Below are 18,877 nucleotides of genomic sequence, written 5' to 3' on the forward strand. Positions count from 1 at the left end.
AAAAGGAACACTATGACAGAAGAAAAGCAGCAAGATATACAGGCCCAGGAATATGATGCCAGTCAGATTCAAGTCTTAGAAGGCTTAGAAGCCGTTCGTATGCGTCCGGGGATGTATATCGGTTCGACCTCCAAGGAAGGTCTTCACCATTTAGTATGGGAAATTGTTGACAACTCAATTGATGAGGCGCTGGCTGGTTTTGCCAGTCACATTCAAGTCTTTATCGAAAAAGACAATTCCATCACTGTAGTCGATAACGGTCGGGGAATTCCTGTTGATATTCAGGAGAAAACAGGCCGTCCGGCCGTGGAAACCGTCTTTACTGTGCTCCATGCCGGAGGGAAATTCGGCGGTGGCGGATACAAGGTATCGGGAGGTCTGCACGGTGTGGGTTCTTCCGTTGTAAATGCCCTGTCCACTCAGCTGGATGTCCGCGTTTATAAGAACGGTCAGATTCATTACCAAGAATACCGTCGCGGTCATGTAGTCGCTGATTTAGAAATCATCGGTGAGACAGATCGTACTGGTACGACAGTTCACTTTACACCAGATCCAGAGATTTTCACTGAAACAGTAGAATTTGACTTTGAAAAGCTCAATAAGCGGGTACAAGAACTGGCCTTCCTCAATCGTGGTCTTAGAATTTCCATCACTGATAAGCGAGATGGAATGGAGCAGGTCAAGGATTACCACTATGAAGGTGGGATTGCCAGCTATGTCCAATACATCAATGAAAACAAGGATGTAATCTTTGAAACGCCGATTTATACCGATGGCGAAATGGACGACATTACGGTTGAAGTAGCTATGCAGTATACGACTGGCTACCATGAAACAGTCATGAGCTTTGCTAATAACATCCACACCCACGAGGGAGGAACGCATGAGCAAGGCTTCCGGACAGCCCTGACACGGGTTATCAATGACTATGCCAAGAAAAACAAGCTTCTCAAAGAAAACGAAGACAATCTGACCGGGGAAGATGTGCGTGAGGGACTGACAGCGGTCATCTCTGTCAAACACCCTAACCCTCAGTTTGAAGGTCAGACCAAGACCAAGCTGGGTAATAGCGAAGTGGTCAAGATTACGAATCGCCTCTTTAGTGAAGCTTTCTCAGATTTTCTTTTGGAAAATCCTGCGGTGGCTCGAAAAATCGTTGAAAAAGGAATTTTGGCTTCTAAGGCCAGAATTGCTGCCAAGCGAGCTCGGGAAGTAACCCGCAAAAAGTCTGGCTTGGAAATCTCCAATCTGCCAGGTAAATTGGCCGACTGCTCGTCCAACGACCCGCAGGAAACTGAACTTTTCATCGTGGAGGGGGATTCAGCGGGTGGTTCAGCTAAGTCCGGCCGTAACCGTGAATTTCAGGCCATTTTGCCAATTCGCGGTAAGATTCTCAACGTTGAAAAAGCCAGCATGGACAAGATACTGGCCAATGAAGAAATCCGTAGTCTCTTTACTGCAATGGGAACTGGCTTTGGAGCTGACTTTGATGTCAGCAAGGCCCGCTACCAAAAATTAGTCATCATGACCGATGCCGATGTAGACGGAGCTCATATTCGGACCCTGCTCTTGACTTTGATTTACCGCTATATGAAGCCAGTTTTGGAAGCTGGATTCGTCTATATCGCTCAGCCGCCAATCTATGGTGTCAAGGTCGGAAGTGAAGTCAAAGAATATATCCAGCCAGGTGCCAACCAAGAAGAAGAGCTTCAAGCTGCTTTGGCTCGCTACAGTGAAGGTCGCTCTAAGCCAACCATTCAGCGTTATAAAGGGCTCGGAGAAATGGATGACCATCAGCTGTGGGAGACGACTATGAATCCTGAACATCGCTTGATGGCACGGGTTTCAGTGGATGATGCAGCGGAAGCTGACAAGATTTTTGACATGCTGATGGGGGATCGCGTTGAACCTCGTCGTGAATTTATCGAAGAAAATGCTGTATACAGTACGCTCGACGTCTAAAAAAATCAGAAAAATCAACCATTATGGGCAAAAATATGATATAATCATTATGTTTGCTTTATAGTAACAATGTGAAGGAGTTCTATATGTCTATTGGACTAGTTATTCTCGTTGCTGTGGTAGCTCTGCTTTTGGTTGTCGGCTATGGTACTGCAGTTTTGATGAGAAAGAGAAATGAAGCTTTACTTCAAAATTTGGAGGAGAGAAAAGAAGCACTCTATAATCTCCCTGTAAATGATGAAGTTGAAGAAGTAAAAAATATGCATTTGATTGGGCAGAGTCAGGTAGCCTTCCGTGAGTGGAATCAAAAATGGGTAGACCTGTCCTTAAATTCATTTGCTGATATCGAAAATAATCTATTTGAAGCAGAAGGTTACAATAATTCTTTCCGTTTCATAAAAGCCAAGCATGCCATCGGCAATATTGAGAGTCAGATTGATTTGATTGACGAAGATATCAAGATGATTCGTGCAGCCTTGGAAGATCTTAAAGAGCAAGAGTCTAAGAACAGTGGCCGTGTGCTCCATGCCCTGGATTTGTTTGAAAAACTACAAACCCAGGTGGCGGAGAATGCAGATTCGTATGGGCAAGCCCTAGCTGAGATTGAGAAACAGCTGGAAAATATCCAATCAGAGTTTTCTCAGTTTGTGACTCTTAATTCTTCAGGCGACCCGGTTGAGGCAGCTGAAATCTTGGATAAGGCAGAGGATCATATCCTTGCTCTGACACATATCGTTGAGAAAGTTCCTGCCATTGTTGAAGAGTTGACTGTGAAACTGCCAGATCAGTTGGAAGACTTAGAATCTGGTCATCGTAAGCTCTTGGAATCTGGTTATCACTTTATCGAAACAGATATAGAGTCTCGCTTCCAGCAGCTTCATGCAAGCCTCAAACGCAATGAAGCCAACATTTCAGCGTTAGAGCTGGATAATGCTGAGTATGAAAATGAGCAGGCGCAAGAAGAGATTAACGCTCTGTATGAAATTTTTACGCGGGAAATTGAAGCCCACAAAGTAGTGGAGAAGCTGATTAAAAATTTACCAAGCTATTTGGCTCATACAAAGGAAAACAACCAGCAACTCCAAAAAGAGATAGAACGTTTATCTCAAACCTTCCTTATCTCTGATACGGAAACTTCTCATGTCAAGGAGTTGCAGGCTGAACTTTCTGCCCAGGAAGATGTGGTTCTTAGCGCGGTAGAAGATTCTTCTGAAACTAAGCAAGCTTATTCTGTTGTTCAGGAAGAGTTGGAAGCTATCCAAGAGCGTTTGAAAGAAATCGAAGATGAACAGATTTCTCTTGGTGAAGCACTGGCAGAGATTGAAAAAGATGATGCCAATGCTCGCCAGAAGGTCAATATCTATGCTAACAAATTGCATACCATTAAGAGATATATGGAAAAACGCAATTTGCCAGGTATTCCAGACTCTTTCTTAGAAATTTTCTTCTCAACCAGCAATAATATTGAAGAGTTGGTGAAGGAATTGGAAGCTACGCGAGTCAATATTGAATCAGTTAACCGTTGGCTTGAAATACTAGGAAATGATATGGAGCAATTGGAAGAAGAAACCTATCGCATTGTCCAAGATGCTACCTTGACTGAGCAACTGCTGCAGTATTCAAACCGCTATCGTTCCTTTGATGATAATGTACAGGCAGCCTTCAACAAGTCCTTGTATGTCTTTGAACATGACTACGACTACGCTCAATCCTTGGAAATCATTTCAAAAGCTTTGGATCTTGTAGAGCCAGGTGTGACAGAGCGCTTTGTGACTTCCTACGAAAAAACACGCGAGAATATTCGCTTTTAAAAGAAGTTCCTTTGGGAACTTCTTTTCTTTCGAAAAGAGAACACTAGAATAAAGTCGGTAATCGGTAACAAGGATTCTGAGACTTCTATTTTCCTAGCTTGTTTTGAAGTGGAATTTCCTGTATAATACAAAAAAATAGAAAGAATGAGGTCGGATGATGAAAAGAGTTAAAGGCTTGTTAGTCATGGATGTAGACAGCACCTTAATCATGGAAGAGGGGATTGACCTGCTAGGTGAGGAAGCGGGTGTAGGAGCTCAGGTTGCGGCTATTACAGAGCGTGCCATGCGAGGTGAATTGGACTTTGAAGCTGCCTTACGTGAGCGTGTCGCTCTTTTAAAAGGACTGCCAGAGGATATTTTTGCTCGAATTGCAGAAAGGATCCACTTCACGCAAGGAGCCGAGGAACTGGTCAAAGAGCTGCATAAACGTGGTTATAAAGTAGGCTTGGTGTCAGGTGGTTTTCATGAGACGGTGGACAGACTGGCTGAGCAGCTTGGAATTGACTACGTCAAGGCAAATCGTTTGGAAATCCAGCAGGGCTTTTTAACAGGCCAAGTCTTAGGAGAGATTGTCACTAAGGATACAAAGCTTGCCATGTTAAAAGCATGGGCAACTGAAAACAAGTTGGAATTAAATCAAACGATTGCTATGGGAGATGGCGCCAATGATCTGCCTATGATTCAGGCGGCAGGGATGGGAATTGCCTTTATGGCAAAGCCAATCGTGCGCGAGCAAGCTCCTTACCAGATTCAAGAATGCAATCTCTATCGGGTCATTGATCTTTTAGACAATAGAAAAGAATAGGAGAGAGGCATGCATATTCTAATTGCGCCGGATTCATTTAAGGAAAGTTTGTCAGCTGCGCAGGTTGCTCAAGCTCTGCAGACAGGATTTTCTCAGGCCTTGCCAGATGCCAGCTTTGACTTGCTGCCGGTCGGTGACGGGGGCGAGGGGACAATGGCTGCTCTGACAGCGGCCTTGGGCTGGGCTGGATTTTACCACACTGTGACTGGACCCTTGGGCCAGCCGGTAAAAATGCCCTACGCCAGAAATGGTCAGCAAGCACTTTTTGAAATGGCTGATTTGGTCGGACTTGCCTCTATTCCTCAGGAAAAACGAAATCCCTTGGTCATAGAGACCAAAGGGTTGGGAGAATTGATTTTGCACCTGGCTGAAGACGGTGTCAGAAAGATTTTAGTTGGTGTTGGGGGTTCGGCCAGTAACGACGGTGGGATTGGACTGGCAGCAGGCCTAGGCTATGAATTTTTCGATGCAGATAATCATAGACTGCGCCCCATTGGCTCGTCTTTGGGAAAGGTCGCTCGAATTTCAGCTGAGCAGGTTCCCGCTTTCTTGAAAGAAGTTGAGATTGAGATTTTGACGGATGTAGTCAATCCTCTCTGTGGAGAGCGAGGTGCGACAACTGTTTTCGCAGGTCAGAAAGGTCTAGCTCCCCTACTCTTTTCTCAAGTAGACCAAGCTATGGCAGATTTCTATCAGCTGGTCGATCCTCAGGTGATTGATATGGGTGGCGCTGGGGCCGGAGGCGGAATGGCAGCAGGACTGCTTGCTTTTGCCGGAGGAAAAATCGTTTCGGGTATTGAAACCTGTCTAGATTTACTGGATTTTGATGAAAGAGTTAAAAAAGCGGACTTGGTCGTAGTGGGCGAAGGACGGATGGATCGTCAGTCTTTGGCGGGCAAGGCACCAGTCGGGGTCGCAAGACGAACACCAGAAGGTATCCCTGTACTGGCGATTTGCGGCAGTCTGGCTGATGATTTACCGGATTTCCCAGTTGAGAATATCCAGGCGGCTTTTCCGATTATTGCGCGAGCAGATAGCTTGGATAGGATTCTAGAGCTGGCGGAGCAAAATTTGATTCGCACAGCAAGAAATATTGGCAATCTACTAAAAATGAAAAAAAGCGGTTAGACCGCTTTTTTTAGTAGATATTCAATTTCTTTGACAATCATGCCCTTTTCAAAGAAAAAGATGTCACAAGACAGGTCGCCAACGTCATTTTCTAAAATTGTCACAATTCTATTCTGGTCAGAACTAAGCTGATAATAAGTGCAACGAAACTGGACGGGGTTGTTATGGTAGACTTGTTGAATTTTAGTCAGGTAGTCCGCTTTACCTTGGCTGATTTCGATTGTGTCACCCTCTAATTCCCAACTAACATGATCAGAAAGAAAGGTCTCATAGGTTTGCCAATCACGCTGATTTTCTGCTTCAAAGAAGGCAAAAAGTTTTTCTAAATTTGTCATCCTAGCTAAACCATTTTTTCCATAGGGAGCGCTTTTCTTTTACTGGTTTTTCTGCTAGCTGAAGGAGACTAGCAAACTGTTGGCTCATGTCTTTGTCATCTATTTGGACCAGATGGTCGCTATGGACAATCAGTCCAAAAGGAGAAGCCTGGTAATCACTTGAGACGATAGTCGCTTCGCAGCCTAGTTCCTTAGAGGTTTTTAGATAAAAGATTTGATTGCTAGACTCGACTTCTGGGGAAATTTTGACAATTACTGGTTGGCAGTTTTTCATGATGCTGCTGAGCATTTCTTTGAAATGATTGCGAATGAAAGAGTCGTTGGCTTGCTCAATGGAGCAAGAAGCCAGCACTCGCTCCTCAAAAGTCCCTAAAAACCTACGCTGTTCATCAGGGTTGAGCTTGACTCCGCCCTGAGCTTTTTCCATGATTACTTTATTAATATCAGTCATACTAAAATTGTACCATAAAAGGAGAAATTCTAAAAGGTCGAATCTTCTTTCTGATTTGCCGGAAAAACATTTATATAGTAAATTTGGAATCGTTTTCTTGTGCAAATTTTCTCAAATTTGCTTAGATTCTCTATTTTTCCTTGAAAAAAAAGCGTTTTTGAGGTATCATAGACTAGTAAATAATTTTAAATAATAAGGAGAGTAAGAAATGTCAATTATTACTGATGTTTACGCTCGCGAAGTCCTAGACTCACGCGGTAACCCAACACTTGAAGTAGAAGTTTATACTGAATCAGGTGCTTTCGGACGTGGTATGGTTCCTTCAGGAGCTTCTACAGGTGAGCACGAAGCAGTTGAACTTCGTGATGGCGACAAATCTCGTTACGGTGGTCTTGGTACACAAAAAGCAGTTGATAATGTAAATAACGTTATCGCTGAAGCTATTATCGGTTACGATGTTCGTGACCAACAAGCTATCGACCGTGCAATGATCTCTTTGGACGGTACTCCTAACAAAGGTAAATTGGGTGCAAACGCAATCCTTGGTGTGTCTATCGCTGTAGCTCGTGCTGCTGCTGACTACCTTGAAATCCCTCTTTACAGCTACCTTGGCGGATTCAACACTAAAGTTCTTCCTACTCCAATGATGAACATCATCAACGGTGGATCTCACTCAGATGCTCCAATCGCATTCCAAGAGTTCATGATCTTGCCAGTTGGTGCTCCAACATTCAAAGAAGCTCTTCGTTACGGTGCTGAAATCTTCCACGCTCTTAAGAAAATCCTTAAATCTCGTGGTTTGGAAACTGCTGTTGGTGACGAAGGCGGATTCGCTCCTCGCTTTGAAGGAACTGAAGATGGTGTAGAAACTATCATCGCTGCTATCGAAGCTGCTGGTTATGTTCCAGGTAAAGATGTATTTATCGGATTTGACTGTGCATCATCAGAATTCTACGATAAAGAACGTAAAGTATACGACTACACTAAATTTGAAGGTGAAGGCGCTGCTGTTCGTACATCTGCAGAACAAATCGACTACCTTGAAGAGTTGGTTAACAAATACCCAATCATCACTATCGAAGATGGTATGGATGAAAATGACTGGGATGGTTGGAAAGCTCTTACTGAACGTCTTGGTAAGAAAGTACAACTTGTTGGTGACGACTTCTTCGTAACAAACACTGACTACCTTGCACGTGGTATCAAAGAAGGTGCTGCTAACTCAATCCTTATCAAAGTTAACCAAATCGGTACTCTTACTGAAACTTTTGAAGCGATTGAAATGGCTAAAGAAGCTGGTTACACTGCAGTTGTATCACACCGTTCAGGTGAAACTGAAGATTCAACAATCGCTGACATCGCAGTTGCAACTAATGCAGGTCAAATCAAGACTGGTTCACTTTCACGTACAGACCGTATTGCTAAATACAACCAATTGCTTCGCATCGAGGATCAACTTGGTGAAGTTGCTCAATACAAAGGTCTTCAAGCTTTCTATAACTTGAAAAAATAATTCATTCAGATTGAATGAAGTAAAAATCCCTCAAGCTTGACTTGAGGGATTTTTCGATAAAGTAAAGGGAGACTTGTGAAATGTTTTATTTTTTTCTGTATATTCTAAGCAGAGAGTGGCCAGCTCTTATTCTCTTAGTTTTTGGATTGCTTACATCTTATCGGTTGAAGTCGTGGCGTCTGGCACTTTTAGCAGTCCTTGTATTCTTTTTGGTCACCAGTATATTGTGGCGACCTCAGTTGAGTCCGTGGCTTACTTTTCTCTTTTTATTCCTCGCTTTCTATTTATTGATTAAAAGATACAAATGGGTTCTTTATCCTGTCCTTGCTTTAGGCTTTTTGTTGTTGGCAGTTTCTCCTATAATTGGCTATCTTTTTACAGTTTATGTTCCAGTAAGCCATTATGCATATCTCGAGGAGAAAGGGCAAACAATAGTGGTTCGAGAAGACTATTATGGAGCTTTTTTTGGTGATAGTAATATAGAGATTACAACTTATGTAGATGGGCAGCTTACATCATCAAAGGTAAAACGGTATGATAATGTCCCTATGAATAAGTTTTATAAAGAGAAAGATGTTAACTTAGACGCTTTTCTTGATCAACCCCTAACAAGCAAACGATTAGAGGAGTTAAAAGGTTTTATTAAGGAGAGGGAGCGTCAAGAACCGTAGTTTACCAAGAAGTTGTTTTGATAGACCTATTGGGAATTTTCCTTGCCCGAATCGATAAAAAGTAGTATGATAAGACACAGATTGTGAGGAGAAAGAAATGAAAGACTTTCACTTTGATGCGATTTCAGCATTTGAAAACTATGAGATTGAAAAGATGAAGGACGGTCAGGTTATTGTCACGACAGAAGTCGTTCAGTCTTCTTTGAACTATTATGGTAATGCTCACGGAGGTTATCTGTTTACTCTCTGTGATCAGATTTCTGGTTTAGTCTTGATTTCTCAAGATTTAGATGGGGTGACGCTTCAGTCTTCTATCAACTATATGCGAGCGGGACATCTGGGTGATAAATTAATCATTTCAGGAAACTGTGTTCACCCAGGGCGTAAAACACGAGTTGTAGATGTTACTATTACGAATCAAGATAAAGAAAATGTATGCAAGGCAACATTTACCATGTTTGTAACTGGTCAGAGAAAAGAAGCTAGCAAAATAAATATTTAGTTTAAAAGGCCTGATTTCTAACTGGAGACGGAGTTTTAAGTTTTTAAAATATGATAACCAGTATCTGAAATCGTGCACATAAAAAGCATCGCTCAAAGAGGATGCTTTTTATGTTTGTGACTTTCAGTCTGTCTCGCTCCGTTAGGTGCGAGACAAATAAACTACCCGCTATGCGGGTGCGCCTCGAAGGTTATACCAAAAAAACTCCAAACGCGATACAATAAAGGGGTTCAAGCCAATTGTGGAGCGTAAGGAGAAAAATATAGTGCAAAAGGCACATAGTTTATCACACACAAAGTGGATGTGTTCTATCACATTGTGTTTACACCTAAGTATAGGTGAATCTTATCTATAATCAATATCGAAACAGTTTGGGTGAAATATTTCACCGATTATGTAGTTATAAAGGTGTTGAAATTATCGAGGGTCACTTGATGCCGAATCATGTACATATGTTAGTAAGTATTCCACAAAGGATAAGTGTTTCTAGTTTCATGGGGTATTTAAAAGGGAAAAGTGCATTCATGATGTTTGACAAACACGCCAACCTAAAGTACAAGTTTGGGAACCGACATTTCTGGGCGGAAGGTTATTACGTGAGTACAGTAGGACTTAATGAAGCCACAATTAAGAAATATATCCAAGAGCAGGAAAACATGATATAGCGTTGGATAAATTGAGTGTAAAAGAATATGAAGATCCCTTTAGGGATAGTGGTAAGTAATGCAAACACCTCTTTGAGAGGTTTGTGACGAGTCAAGAGCAATGAGGCTTGAACAAAGTGAAAGCCAGCATCTTTAGGCGCTGGCTGTTGATCTGGGCTTATAGCCCTGGGACAAACCACCCGTTAGACGGGTGGTTATGATGTGTAAAGATATAACAATGGATATTTTTGATTTAGGATCAACCCTAATTGATGAGAGGGAGATTTATCATCTTTTCCTAGAAAATTGCCTAGAAGTAGTGTGTAGGGCTGGTCATGCTCTTTCCCTTGAAAAATTGGGGGGACAAGATGACTGTTTTTCTTTCGGAAATATAATCAAGAGATCCCTGCGTTTCTTTGTGACTACATGATTGAAAAAGTGAGTCATTTACTGAAGATTTTATAGCTTTCTTGTATCAAAATCAGTCTTTTATGGTATACTAGCAAAGTGGAAGGAGGAGTATAATGGAAGAATTATTAAATCAGGTCTTACTATCACAGGATAGTGAAGTTTTCAATCAGATATTTGATGATTACTATCCCATTGATATTGCTCTTTCTTTGGAGGCCTTGGAGGATGAGGAAGGGAATCTTCTCAAAACCTTTACAGAAATGGCTAGTGATGATCAATTGGTAGAGATTTTAAAAGAAGCCGAGCCGGAGTTGCAACGACAGATTATCCAATCGATTTCTTTCAAACGTACCAGCACTCTTTTTCATCTTATGCCAGATGATGATGTGGTAGATATTTTGGGTTACTTGAGTGTGGACTTGCGTAAGCAATACTTAAGTATGATGAAAAATACCAGTCAAGAGAATTTGAAAGCTATGTTGGCTTACGATCCTCAGACAGCTGGTGGTCTGATGACGACAGAATTCATCACCTTAAATGAAAATCTGACCGTCTCAGCAACTCTCAATAAATTGAGAGAGATTTCGCCCAATACGGAAGTTATTGATACCTTATTTATAAGGAATGTGCATCATTCGCTAGTTGGCTGGATTGATATCCGTGATTTGTTTATTCATGGTGCGGAGATGAAACTCAGTGAATTTATGAATACTCAGATAGTGAGTGTAACGCCAGAGGTTGACCAAGAGGAAGTGGCACAGCTTTCTGCTAAATATAATTTATCTGTCGTACCGGTCGTCAATCATCGGCAGGTATTGCTAGGAATCATCACAATTGATGATATCGTCGATGTTTTGCAAGAAGAGTATCAAGAAGATATCCTGCGGATGGGTGGTGTCCAAGAAAGTGAAGAAATTGGAGGACCTTTCAAAGAATCACTCAAGAAACGCTTACCTTGGTTGATGATTAACCTAGTGACAGCCTTTCTAGCTTCTGCGACAGTGGCACTTTTTGATGATACGATTTCAAAAGTTGTAGCATTAGCAGCGATTAGTCCTATTATTACGGGAATGGGCGGAAATTCTGCCTCTCAGACACTTGCTTTGGTTATCCAGGGAATTGCCTTGGGGAAACTGGATTTGAAAGAAGATCAGAATTTAGTATTCAAAGAAATCGTGCTAGCTTTGGTTAATGGTTTCTTTACTGGCTTGATTGCAGCGATTGTCATGTTTGTCTTCTATCAAAATTTCTATCTATCTGTTATTGTGGTATTGGCTATGATGATCAATCTAGCATGTGGTGCTCTATTTGGTTACTTTGTACCGCTGATTATCAAGACACTGCATCAGGATCCGGCTCTAGCCTCGACCATTTTCATTACCACAGCAACAGATGTGTTAGGTTATCTAGCTTTTCTAGGCTTAGCACAAATTTTTTTACCATTGATTGTATAAAAAATGATACACAAAAAAACGCTTGATTTTTCAAGCGTTTTTGTTTTCTCAGTTGTCGAACAAACCTTTAACTTTATCAATAGCACCGCTGGCCATTTCATTTCCAGCTACTAATTTTTTAGCTTGATCAAGGTATTCACCAAGTTTGTCTTTGTTTTCTTAGATAAACTTTTTAGCGCCATCAAAGTCTTTCTTTTCAATCATTTCTTTTACTTGGTTAAATAAATTTACTGGATTCATAGTTGTTGCTCCTTAGTAATTTTTTATACTATTTAATCAAATTTCTAATAGAAAGACAAGAATTCTGCTTATTTAAAGGTCACACAAACAGCTTCGGGAATATAGAAATCGTGGGAGATTTCTGTTAATTTTCCACTTTCCGCATCGCGTTTGAAAATAGTTGCGTTATCAGAGTCTTGATGGACAGCAATGATATGGTTTTGATCCGGTGTGATGTTGAAATCCCGTGGATTTTGGCCATTGGTAGGTGCAATCTGGATTAACTCCAAGCTGCCGTCAGCTAAGATTTTGTAAACGGCAAGAGAGTCATGACCACGGTTGGAACCGTAGAGAAACTTGCCATCAGCAGACAGGCGGATAGCAGCTGTTCCATTGGCTCCTTCAAAGTCCTCTGGCAAGGTGGAGACAGTTTGCAGGTGTTCAAAATGGCCGACTCCATCGTAAATCAAGACTTCAATAGTAGAATTAAGCTCACAGATCAAATAGGCGATTTTATAATGATGGTGGAAAACGATATGGCGGGCACCAGCTCCAGCGGCACACTTGTAGGTATCTAGAGGGGTAATCTTTCCGTCTTCAGCAACATCATAGGTGGTTACTTCATCAGTTCCCAAGTCGCAGGTAATCAGGTATTGATCTGGTGTTAGGTCAGCGTAGTGGACATGAGCAGAGGCCTGATTGGTGTGTGGTCCTTGACCTTGATGGCTAGCTGAGTCAGCCAGTTCTAGTCTGCCATCAGTCAGACGTCTGTAGACCAAGACTTGTCCCTTATGATAATTAGCACCGTAAACCAACTCACGCTCTTCGTCAACTGCCACATAGCAGAGCGGAGCTCCTTCTTCAACGACATGGTTGAGGAGCTGACCAGCCTGGTCAAAGGCTGCAATACCTCCCTGTCCGTCCTTTGCTCCAACAGAATAGAGATGTCCAGTCTTATCAAAGGCTAGGTAGGTAGGACTGGGTTCTTCAGCAAGCAAGGACAAGTTTTCTAAAGTTCCTTTCTTAGAATTAAAATCTGCTTTGTAAATTCCTTTGGAATCTCTGCGAGTATAGGTTCCAAAGTAAACCGTTTGTGTCATGACATTACCTCTTATATATTTAGATTACTTGCTACTATTATATCATAAAAGCAGAAGATAGGGCTTAGAGCAGAGGATTTACCTGATTTTCAAAAGAATAGTATTGGTTTTGAAAAAACAGATAAAAAACAGATAGTGGGTAGGAAGGGGATAGATGGCTTTGTTAGAATAGAATTGTTCAAAAAAACAATTACTGTCAGGAAACAACAAAGTTCCTGCTTGATAAAACAAAGGAGAAATCAAATGAACGTTAAAAAAATTGCTATGCTCGTTGCTCTTATCGGAATGTCAGGATTCTTTTTAGCCGCATGCGGAAATAAAGAAGCAGATAATTCAGAAATTAAGGATGGGAAACAAGTGGACTTCCAGAAGGATGCTGTTGATAAGAAGACCAAGACAGTCGATGGCAAGGAAGTGACAGAATACACAATGCCTGATGGGAACGTTATCCAAATCCCAGCAGATGGTGAAGAAATTCCAAAAGATGGATCAGGATCTAGCTCAGAAGCAGAATAAAGATTAAAACATGTAGGTTGGAGGCAATATGTTTCGAAGAAAAAAAATGAATCGTAAGACCATTCTATTGGGCAGCACGGTCATTCTTGCTTGTGCTGGGCTGGGAGGCTATCTGTTTTTTAGACAGATCAATCAACAACAGGCCATGAAAATGGCAGATAAGACGATTGATTCGCTGACAGTCCAAGAAGCTGTTAATAACAGTAAAAAAACAAGCCTGGTTTTATCTGGGGAAGTAGTTGCCAACAATAGCAGTAAGGTCAAGATTGACCCGTCTAAAGGGGAAGTCAAGGAAGTATTTGTCAAAAATGGTGATACCGTTACACAAGGACAGCCGCTCTTTTCCTATGCGACAGAGCAGCAATTGACAGCCCAGTCGGCTCAATATGATGCCCAGTCCAAGGCAAATGGCATTACAGCCGCTCAAAACAGCGCTGCGATTAAATGGGAAACCTATAATCGCAAGTTGGCCAGTCTCAACGCTCTCAAGGACAAATATAATTCTAGTCAGGATGAGTCACTGCTGGAGCAGATTAAGTCTGCTGAAGACGAGCTGGCTCAAGCTTTGAGCGATGCCAAGACTGCGGATAGCGAAGTAACGACAGCTCAGATTGAGGCTGAAAAGGCCCAAGTGACAGCTCAGACAGAATCAGACCGGATGAAGTATGATACTGTGACTGCCGATACAGCGGGAACAATTACCTCTATGAATGAAGATTTGCCTAATCAGTCCAAGGCCAAAAAGGAAGAAGAAAACTTTATTGAGATTATGGACAAGTCCAAAACTCTGGTCAAAGGTACTGTCAGTGAATTTGACCGTGAAAAGCTAAGTGTTGGCCAGAAAGTGGAAGTGGTGGATCGCAAGGATCCTAAGAAACGCTGGAGTGGTACGGTAACTCAGGTCGGCAGTCTGACAGCAGAAAATACTTCCAATAATAATGGTGGGAATAAGCAACAGGAAAATCCCAACCAAGGTAAGTATCCTTATACAGTTGAGCTGGATCAGGGTGGTGAAATGCCGCTGGTGGGTTCCCATTCCTATGTCAACATCGTGGAGAATGCTCCTGAGGCAGGAAAGGTAGTTGTCAATAAAGCTTATACTTTCAGTAAAAATGGCAAGACCTATGTCTGGAAGGTAGAAGGCAAAACTCTGAAAATGCAGGAAGTCAAGACCAAGAAAGTTTCTGACCGTTTAGTAGAGATTACAGAAGGTCTGACTATGCAGGATACCATTTCAACACCGAGAGCAGGTATGGAAGAAGGGATGGAGGTAGGACAGCATGTTAAAGCTTAAGGACATCCACAAATCTTATCAGCAGGGCAGTCAGGAATTTCCAATTTTAAAAGGGATTGATCTGCATGTGAAAGAGGGGGATTTTCTAGCTATCATGGGACCGTCTGGATCTGGTAAGTCCACTCTGATGAACATTATCGGCTGTCTGGATAAGGCAAGTTCTGGGACTTATCATATTGAAGGGACCGATGTGTCTGAACTGTCTGACAATCAGCTTTCCGATCTGCGCAATCAGAAGATTGGCTTTGTTTTTCAAAATTTTAACCTCATGCCCAAGCTAACAGCCTGTCAAAATGTGGAACTGCCTCTGACTTACATGAAAATTCCTAAAAAAGAGAGACGGGAGCGGGCTCTGGAAATGCTGCGATTAGTTGGGCTAGAAGAAAGAAGTGATTTCAAGCCTATGGAGCTGTCAGGTGGTCAAAAGCAGCGGGTAGCCATTGCACGAGCCTTGGTAACCAATCCCAGCTTCATCCTTGGTGACGAACCAACGGGGGCCCTGGATACCAAGACCAGTGTGCAGATTATGGATCTTTTCAAGCAGTTTAATGATGAGGGCAAGACCATTGTCATCATTACCCATGAGCCGGAAGTAGCCCAACTCTGCAAGCAGACGGTTATCCTGCGGGATGGTAATATAGAGAGCAAAGCGATAGGATAGAAAGGAAGCTGTATGGAAGATATTTTTGTAGCTCTGAATTCAATCTTGTCGCATAAAATGCGTTCTATGCTGACCATGTTGGGGATTATCATCGGGATAGGCGCTATCATTGCTATCTTTTCTATCATTGAGGGAAATACGGAAAATACCAAGCGTCAGCTCATCGGCGGCAACAATAACACAATCAAGGTCGTCTATGACAAGAAAAGCGCCATCGATCCAACCATTCCAGAGAAATCTCAAGCTCAGAAGCCTTCTTATATTCCCTTTATGGGAGAGGATGTGCTGAGTAAGATTAAGGAAATCTCTGGGGTCAAGAATGCTCTGCTGACCTATGGTACAGATGAGAAGATTTACTACCTAAGCCAAAAGTCGTCTGGGAAGATTCAGGCTGTTTCGCAGACAGCCGCTGACATCAAGCAGCAACGTCTGCTAGAAGGTGAAGGATTTGACTCAGAAGCCTTTAAAAATCAAGAGCAGGTGACTTATCTGGAAAAGTCCCTTTATGACAGTCTTTTTCCAAAGGGTGATGGTATCGGTAAGTATGTGGAAGTCTTGGGCAATCCCTTTAAGGTCATTGGAGTGTTTGAGTCGACTGAGCAGAGTGGTTTAACAGCTGGTGCGGAAAAGGTGGCCTATATTCCTCTGCAGCAGTGGCATCGAATTTTTGATACCATTAATGTCAGTCCTGAAGTGACTGTCCAAACCCACAAGGCCGATGATTTGAAGAAGGTTGCCAAGAAGGTCAGTGATTACCTCAACCAGCAAATGCCGCCGTCAGACTATATGTTTGGTGTGCTCAACCTGCAGGAATTTGAACGGCAGCTGGATAATCTCAACAAGTCTAACTTCGTCTTGCTAGCAGGTATTGCCAGCATCTCTCTCTTAGTCGGAGGTATCGGTGTTATGAATATCATGCTGGTTTCAGTGACAGAGCGGACTCGTGAAATCGGGATTAAAAAGGCTCTGGGAGCTAGACGGAAAATCATTCTCAAGCAGTTTCTGATTGAAGCAGTTATCCTGACTCTGATGGGAGGAATTATTGGCGTGGTGGCTGGTATCGCCTCTGGCTTTGCCATCACCCAGTCTCTGGCTTATCCGTATATTTTATCCCTCTTTTCTGTCTTTGTAAGTTTGCTCTTTTGTTGTATAATAGGAGTAGTATTTGGGCTCCTGCCAGCTGTAAAAGCATCTAAGCTGGATCCAATCGAAGCCCTGCGATTTGAATAGGTAAAGGAGAAAAATCTAAGTATGCACAAGATTCTAGTGGTGGAAGATGATACGACGATTAATCAAGTGATTTGCGAGTTTTTAAAGGAAAGTCAGTATGAGGTGAGACCAGTCTTTGACGGAGGCGATGCCTTGCAGGCTTTTGAAGAAGAACCCTTCGATCTAGTCATCTTAGATATGATGCTGCCGACCAAGAGCGGTCTGGAAGTACTGAAGGAAATCCGCAAGACCTCTCAGATTCCGGTCATGATTTTGACAGCTCTGGATGACGAGTATACCCAGCTGGTCAGCTTTAATCACCTCATCAGTGATTATGTAACCAAGCCTTTTTCACCGCTAATCTTGGTCAAACGGATTGAGAATATTCTGCGCAGAAATACGGTTGCTTCAGAGATTGCTGTTGGCGACCTGACGGTTTCTATTGATGACTGCACGGTTTACTGGCAGGGTGAGAAAATGCCTCTGACCAAGAAAGAATATGAAATCTTGCAGACTCTGGCTAAGAGGAAGGGTCACTTGGTGACCCGAGATCAGCTGATGAATACCATTTGGGGCTACAGCGAGCTGGATAGTCGGGTACTGGATAATCATATCAAGAATATCCGCAAAAAGATTCCTGGTGTGCCGCTGAAAACCATTACGGGTATGGGTTATCAGCTTGGAGGAGAAGACAAGTGAAAATTGTCAAAAAGAACTTTCTCTTGACCTCGTCCATCATTTTCGTGGTGGTGACTATCGTTCTAGCCAGTCTTTACTTTGCCATGCCTGTGTATTATCAGCAGGTTAAGAGTGGAGAAGCTCAGCGGGAATTTGACCAAGTTTCCAAGCAGGTTAAGGGAAAGTCCAGTCAGCAAATCGGCGAGCTGTTGAGTGATTATAGTAAAAAGAGCAATCTGATTTGGTTTACCTTGCTGGCGAAAGACAATACGATTCTCTATCCTTCACTCGAAGCTGGCGATGAAAGTTCTCTGCAGCTGACCATCGTTCCAACAATTGCCAACAGCGACTATGAGAGCAAGAGTTTATCAGAAAGCTTTCGAACTTCAGATGGTAAAGAAGTTGTCCTGAGAGGGGAATATTCCTTACAACCGGTTTCTGATGCTAGTCGGATTTTGCTTAATCTCTATCCATTTGTCTTGCTTGTATCTCTGAGTCTGGGTGGTCTGGCTGCCTATCTCTACAGCCGGACTTCCAGTCAACGTATCAAAGCCATCTCTAAGAGCACCCGTCAAATGACGAGTCTGGCTCCAGATGTGACCTGTCAGGTCAAGGGGCGTGATGAGATTGCCGAACTGGCCCAAGATATCAATCATCTCTATGCTAATCTGCTGACCAGTATCGAGGCCTTGCGCCTAGAAAATGAAAAAGTAGCAGAAAGCGAGCGTGAGAAAGCTGAGTTTTTGCGGATGACATCGCATGAGCTCAAGACGCCCATTACCAGCATGATGGGGATGGTCGATGGTATGATTTATGGAGTAGGAGAGTTCAAGGATCGAGACAAGTACTTGCAGAAGTGCCGAGAAATCCTAGAGGAGCAGTCGGAGTTAGTCCAGTCTATCTTAGCCATTTCTAAACTGGAGATGAAGACTGAAACCGAACAGGAAGTCTTTTCACTCAAGCAGGTCTTGGAGGAAAATCTGAGCACCTATCGAGTTTTAGCAGATGTCAGACACTACCATTTTCAAGTTGAGCTGGCTGAAGCGAAGGTCAAGGGGAACCGCACCTATCTGCTCAAGGCTATCAAAAATCTTCTGGACAATGCCTTTCATTATACAGTAGAAGGTGGACAGATTCTACTTAGGCTGGAAGAGCATAAGCTAGTCATCGAAAATGAAGCGGAACGAGTCTTAAACAAAGAGCAAATTCAGCAGATTTTTCAGCCTTTCTACCGGCCAGACTACAGTCGCAATCGCAAGGATGGCGGAACTGGTCTGGGACTCTTTATCGTTCAGCAAATTTTGGACAAGCATGGTCTGCGATATCAGTTTGAAGCCGTTGATGGGCAGAAGATGCGCTTTAGCATTTCTCTGCCCGCTGTCTAGAAATAGCCTTACATTCTAGCTGGCCTTGCAGGAGCAGAAGAGAGAAGTCAGAAGCTGTATTTTGCTAAAAATACAAGTCTTCTGGCACCTCTCTTTTTTTGCTTTTCCCTATAGCTGAGCAGAGAATT

17 protein-coding genes and 2 pseudogenes are annotated in these 18,877 nt (G+C 42.6%); 15 read left to right on the forward strand and 4 right to left on the reverse strand.

Going from position 1 to position 18,877, the window contains the following annotated elements:
- The first annotated feature begins 12 nt into the window (after positions 1-12).
- The 4 genes from gyrB (at position 13) to FKX92_RS11455 (ending at position 5,706) form a co-directional block, all read left to right on the forward strand.
- Positions 13-1,962 carry a DNA topoisomerase (ATP-hydrolyzing) subunit B gene (gyrB, locus tag FKX92_RS11440; protein WP_002895870.1) on the forward strand — a complete coding sequence of 650 codons (1,950 nt, stop codon included), beginning with the start codon at positions 13-15 and terminating at the stop codon, positions 1,960-1,962.
- A gap of 86 nt (positions 1,963-2,048) precedes the next feature.
- Complete coding sequence (gene ezrA, locus FKX92_RS11445; protein WP_002906841.1) at positions 2,049-3,773, forward strand: septation ring formation regulator EzrA; 1,725 nt, start codon at positions 2,049-2,051, stop codon at positions 3,771-3,773.
- Positions 3,774-3,930: 157 nt separating this feature from the next.
- Positions 3,931-4,578, forward strand: coding sequence for a phosphoserine phosphatase SerB (serB, locus tag FKX92_RS11450; protein WP_149566379.1), 648 nt, complete (start codon positions 3,931-3,933; stop codon positions 4,576-4,578).
- Between the two features lie 9 nt (positions 4,579-4,587).
- The gene (locus FKX92_RS11455) at positions 4,588-5,706 is read left to right on the forward strand and encodes a glycerate kinase family protein (protein WP_149566365.1); all 1,119 of its coding nucleotides are present in this window, start codon (positions 4,588-4,590) and stop codon (positions 5,704-5,706) included.
- Here FKX92_RS11455 and FKX92_RS11460 read toward each other — a convergent pair.
- Positions 5,703-6,041, reverse strand: a complete 339-nt coding sequence (locus FKX92_RS11460) for a nuclear transport factor 2 family protein (protein WP_149566366.1) — start codon at positions 6,039-6,041, stop codon at positions 5,703-5,705. The two genes, FKX92_RS11455 and FKX92_RS11460, sit on opposite strands and share 4 nt — an antisense overlap.
- A 1-nt stretch (position 6,042) precedes the next feature.
- On the reverse strand, positions 6,043-6,492 hold the full coding sequence (locus tag FKX92_RS11465; RefSeq protein ID WP_149566367.1) for a DUF1694 domain-containing protein: 450 nt from the start codon (positions 6,490-6,492) through the stop codon (positions 6,043-6,045).
- Between the two features lie 208 nt (positions 6,493-6,700).
- On the opposite strand from FKX92_RS11465, the gene eno reads away from it, so the two are divergent.
- From eno to mgtE, 5 genes and pseudogenes are all read left to right on the forward strand, one after another.
- Positions 6,701-8,005 (forward strand): surface-displayed alpha-enolase, encoded by a 1,305-nt coding sequence (gene eno, locus FKX92_RS11470; protein ID WP_149566368.1) that lies wholly within the window; start codon positions 6,701-6,703, stop codon positions 8,003-8,005.
- An 80-nt stretch (positions 8,006-8,085) separates the two neighbouring features.
- Positions 8,086-8,676 carry a hypothetical protein gene (locus FKX92_RS11475; RefSeq protein WP_002904242.1) on the forward strand — a complete coding sequence of 197 codons (591 nt, stop codon included), beginning with the start codon at positions 8,086-8,088 and terminating at the stop codon, positions 8,674-8,676.
- Between the two features lie 97 nt (positions 8,677-8,773).
- Positions 8,774-9,178 carry a PaaI family thioesterase gene (locus FKX92_RS11480; RefSeq protein WP_002904243.1) on the forward strand — a complete coding sequence of 135 codons (405 nt, stop codon included), beginning with the start codon at positions 8,774-8,776 and terminating at the stop codon, positions 9,176-9,178.
- A gap of 262 nt (positions 9,179-9,440) precedes the next feature.
- Positions 9,441-9,902: pseudogene (gene tnpA, locus FKX92_RS11485) on the forward strand (IS200/IS605 family transposase).
- Positions 9,903-10,346: 444 nt separating this feature from the next.
- Positions 10,347-11,687: a magnesium transporter gene (mgtE, locus tag FKX92_RS11500; RefSeq protein ID WP_149566369.1), complete on the forward strand. Its 1,341-nt coding sequence runs from the start codon at positions 10,347-10,349 to the stop codon at positions 11,685-11,687.
- A 48-nt stretch (positions 11,688-11,735) separates the two neighbouring features.
- On the opposite strand, the pseudogene FKX92_RS11505 reads toward mgtE, so the two are convergent.
- Together FKX92_RS11505 and FKX92_RS11510 are read right to left on the reverse strand one after the other, a co-directional pair.
- Positions 11,736-11,927 (reverse strand): annotated as a pseudogene (locus FKX92_RS11505) (hypothetical protein).
- 68 nt (positions 11,928-11,995) lie between these two features.
- Positions 11,996-13,006: a lactonase family protein gene (locus FKX92_RS11510; protein WP_149566370.1), complete on the reverse strand. Its 1,011-nt coding sequence runs from the start codon at positions 13,004-13,006 to the stop codon at positions 11,996-11,998.
- 243 nt (positions 13,007-13,249) lie between these two features.
- On the opposite strand from FKX92_RS11510, the gene FKX92_RS11520 reads away from it, so the two are divergent.
- From FKX92_RS11520 to FKX92_RS11545, 6 genes are all read left to right on the forward strand, one after another.
- On the forward strand, positions 13,250-13,522 hold the full coding sequence (locus tag FKX92_RS11520) for a YgdI/YgdR family lipoprotein (RefSeq protein ID WP_149566371.1): 273 nt from the start codon (positions 13,250-13,252) through the stop codon (positions 13,520-13,522).
- A 28-nt stretch (positions 13,523-13,550) separates the two neighbouring features.
- Positions 13,551-14,816 (forward strand): efflux RND transporter periplasmic adaptor subunit, encoded by a 1,266-nt coding sequence (locus FKX92_RS11525; protein WP_149566372.1) that lies wholly within the window; start codon positions 13,551-13,553, stop codon positions 14,814-14,816.
- On the forward strand, positions 14,803-15,477 hold the full coding sequence (locus tag FKX92_RS11530; protein ID WP_002895848.1) for an ABC transporter ATP-binding protein: 675 nt from the start codon (positions 14,803-14,805) through the stop codon (positions 15,475-15,477). The genes FKX92_RS11525 and FKX92_RS11530 overlap by 14 nt, the downstream gene beginning before the upstream one ends.
- A gap of 75 nt (positions 15,478-15,552) precedes the next feature.
- On the forward strand, positions 15,553-16,707 hold the full coding sequence (locus FKX92_RS11535; RefSeq protein WP_373197449.1) for an ABC transporter permease: 1,155 nt from the start codon (positions 15,553-15,555) through the stop codon (positions 16,705-16,707).
- A 21-nt stretch (positions 16,708-16,728) separates the two neighbouring features.
- A complete protein-coding gene (locus FKX92_RS11540) occupies positions 16,729-17,385 on the forward strand; it encodes a response regulator transcription factor (RefSeq protein WP_002897805.1) in 657 nt (218 codons plus the stop codon).
- The gene (locus tag FKX92_RS11545; RefSeq protein WP_149566373.1) at positions 17,382-18,749 is read left to right on the forward strand and encodes a sensor histidine kinase; all 1,368 of its coding nucleotides are present in this window, start codon (positions 17,382-17,384) and stop codon (positions 18,747-18,749) included. The genes FKX92_RS11540 and FKX92_RS11545 overlap by 4 nt, the downstream gene beginning before the upstream one ends.
- Positions 18,750-18,877: the final 128 nt, after the last annotated feature.

Source organism: Streptococcus sanguinis, assembly GCF_008329445.1.
Lineage (GTDB): Bacteria > Bacillota > Bacilli > Lactobacillales > Streptococcaceae > Streptococcus > Streptococcus sanguinis_O.

Coding starts and splice junctions, on each gene's coding strand:
- FKX92_RS11525 (WP_149566372.1), top strand. CDS start 13,551: ATGTTTCGAAGAAAAAAAATGAATCGTAAGACCATTCTATTGGGCAGC.
- FKX92_RS11540 (WP_002897805.1), top strand. CDS start 16,729: ATGCACAAGATTCTAGTGGTGGAAGATGATACGACGATTAATCAAGTG.
- FKX92_RS11465 (WP_149566367.1), bottom strand. CDS start 6,492: ATGACTGATATTAATAAAGTAATCATGGAAAAAGCTCAGGGCGGAGTC.
- FKX92_RS11520 (WP_149566371.1), top strand. CDS start 13,250: ATGAACGTTAAAAAAATTGCTATGCTCGTTGCTCTTATCGGAATGTCA.
- ezrA (WP_002906841.1), top strand. CDS start 2,049: ATGTCTATTGGACTAGTTATTCTCGTTGCTGTGGTAGCTCTGCTTTTG.
- mgtE (WP_149566369.1), top strand. CDS start 10,347: ATGGAAGAATTATTAAATCAGGTCTTACTATCACAGGATAGTGAAGTT.
- FKX92_RS11535 (WP_373197449.1), top strand. CDS start 15,553: ATGTTGGGGATTATCATCGGGATAGGCGCTATCATTGCTATCTTTTCT.
- FKX92_RS11460 (WP_149566366.1), bottom strand. CDS start 6,041: ATGACAAATTTAGAAAAACTTTTTGCCTTCTTTGAAGCAGAAAATCAG.
- FKX92_RS11475 (WP_002904242.1), top strand. CDS start 8,086: ATGTTTTATTTTTTTCTGTATATTCTAAGCAGAGAGTGGCCAGCTCTT.
- FKX92_RS11455 (WP_149566365.1), top strand. CDS start 4,588: ATGCATATTCTAATTGCGCCGGATTCATTTAAGGAAAGTTTGTCAGCT.
- FKX92_RS11530 (WP_002895848.1), top strand. CDS start 14,803: ATGTTAAAGCTTAAGGACATCCACAAATCTTATCAGCAGGGCAGTCAG.
- serB (WP_149566379.1), top strand. CDS start 3,931: ATGAAAAGAGTTAAAGGCTTGTTAGTCATGGATGTAGACAGCACCTTA.
- FKX92_RS11510 (WP_149566370.1), bottom strand. CDS start 13,006: ATGACACAAACGGTTTACTTTGGAACCTATACTCGCAGAGATTCCAAA.
- gyrB (WP_002895870.1), top strand. CDS start 13: ATGACAGAAGAAAAGCAGCAAGATATACAGGCCCAGGAATATGATGCC.
- FKX92_RS11480 (WP_002904243.1), top strand. CDS start 8,774: ATGAAAGACTTTCACTTTGATGCGATTTCAGCATTTGAAAACTATGAG.
- eno (WP_149566368.1), top strand. CDS start 6,701: ATGTCAATTATTACTGATGTTTACGCTCGCGAAGTCCTAGACTCACGC.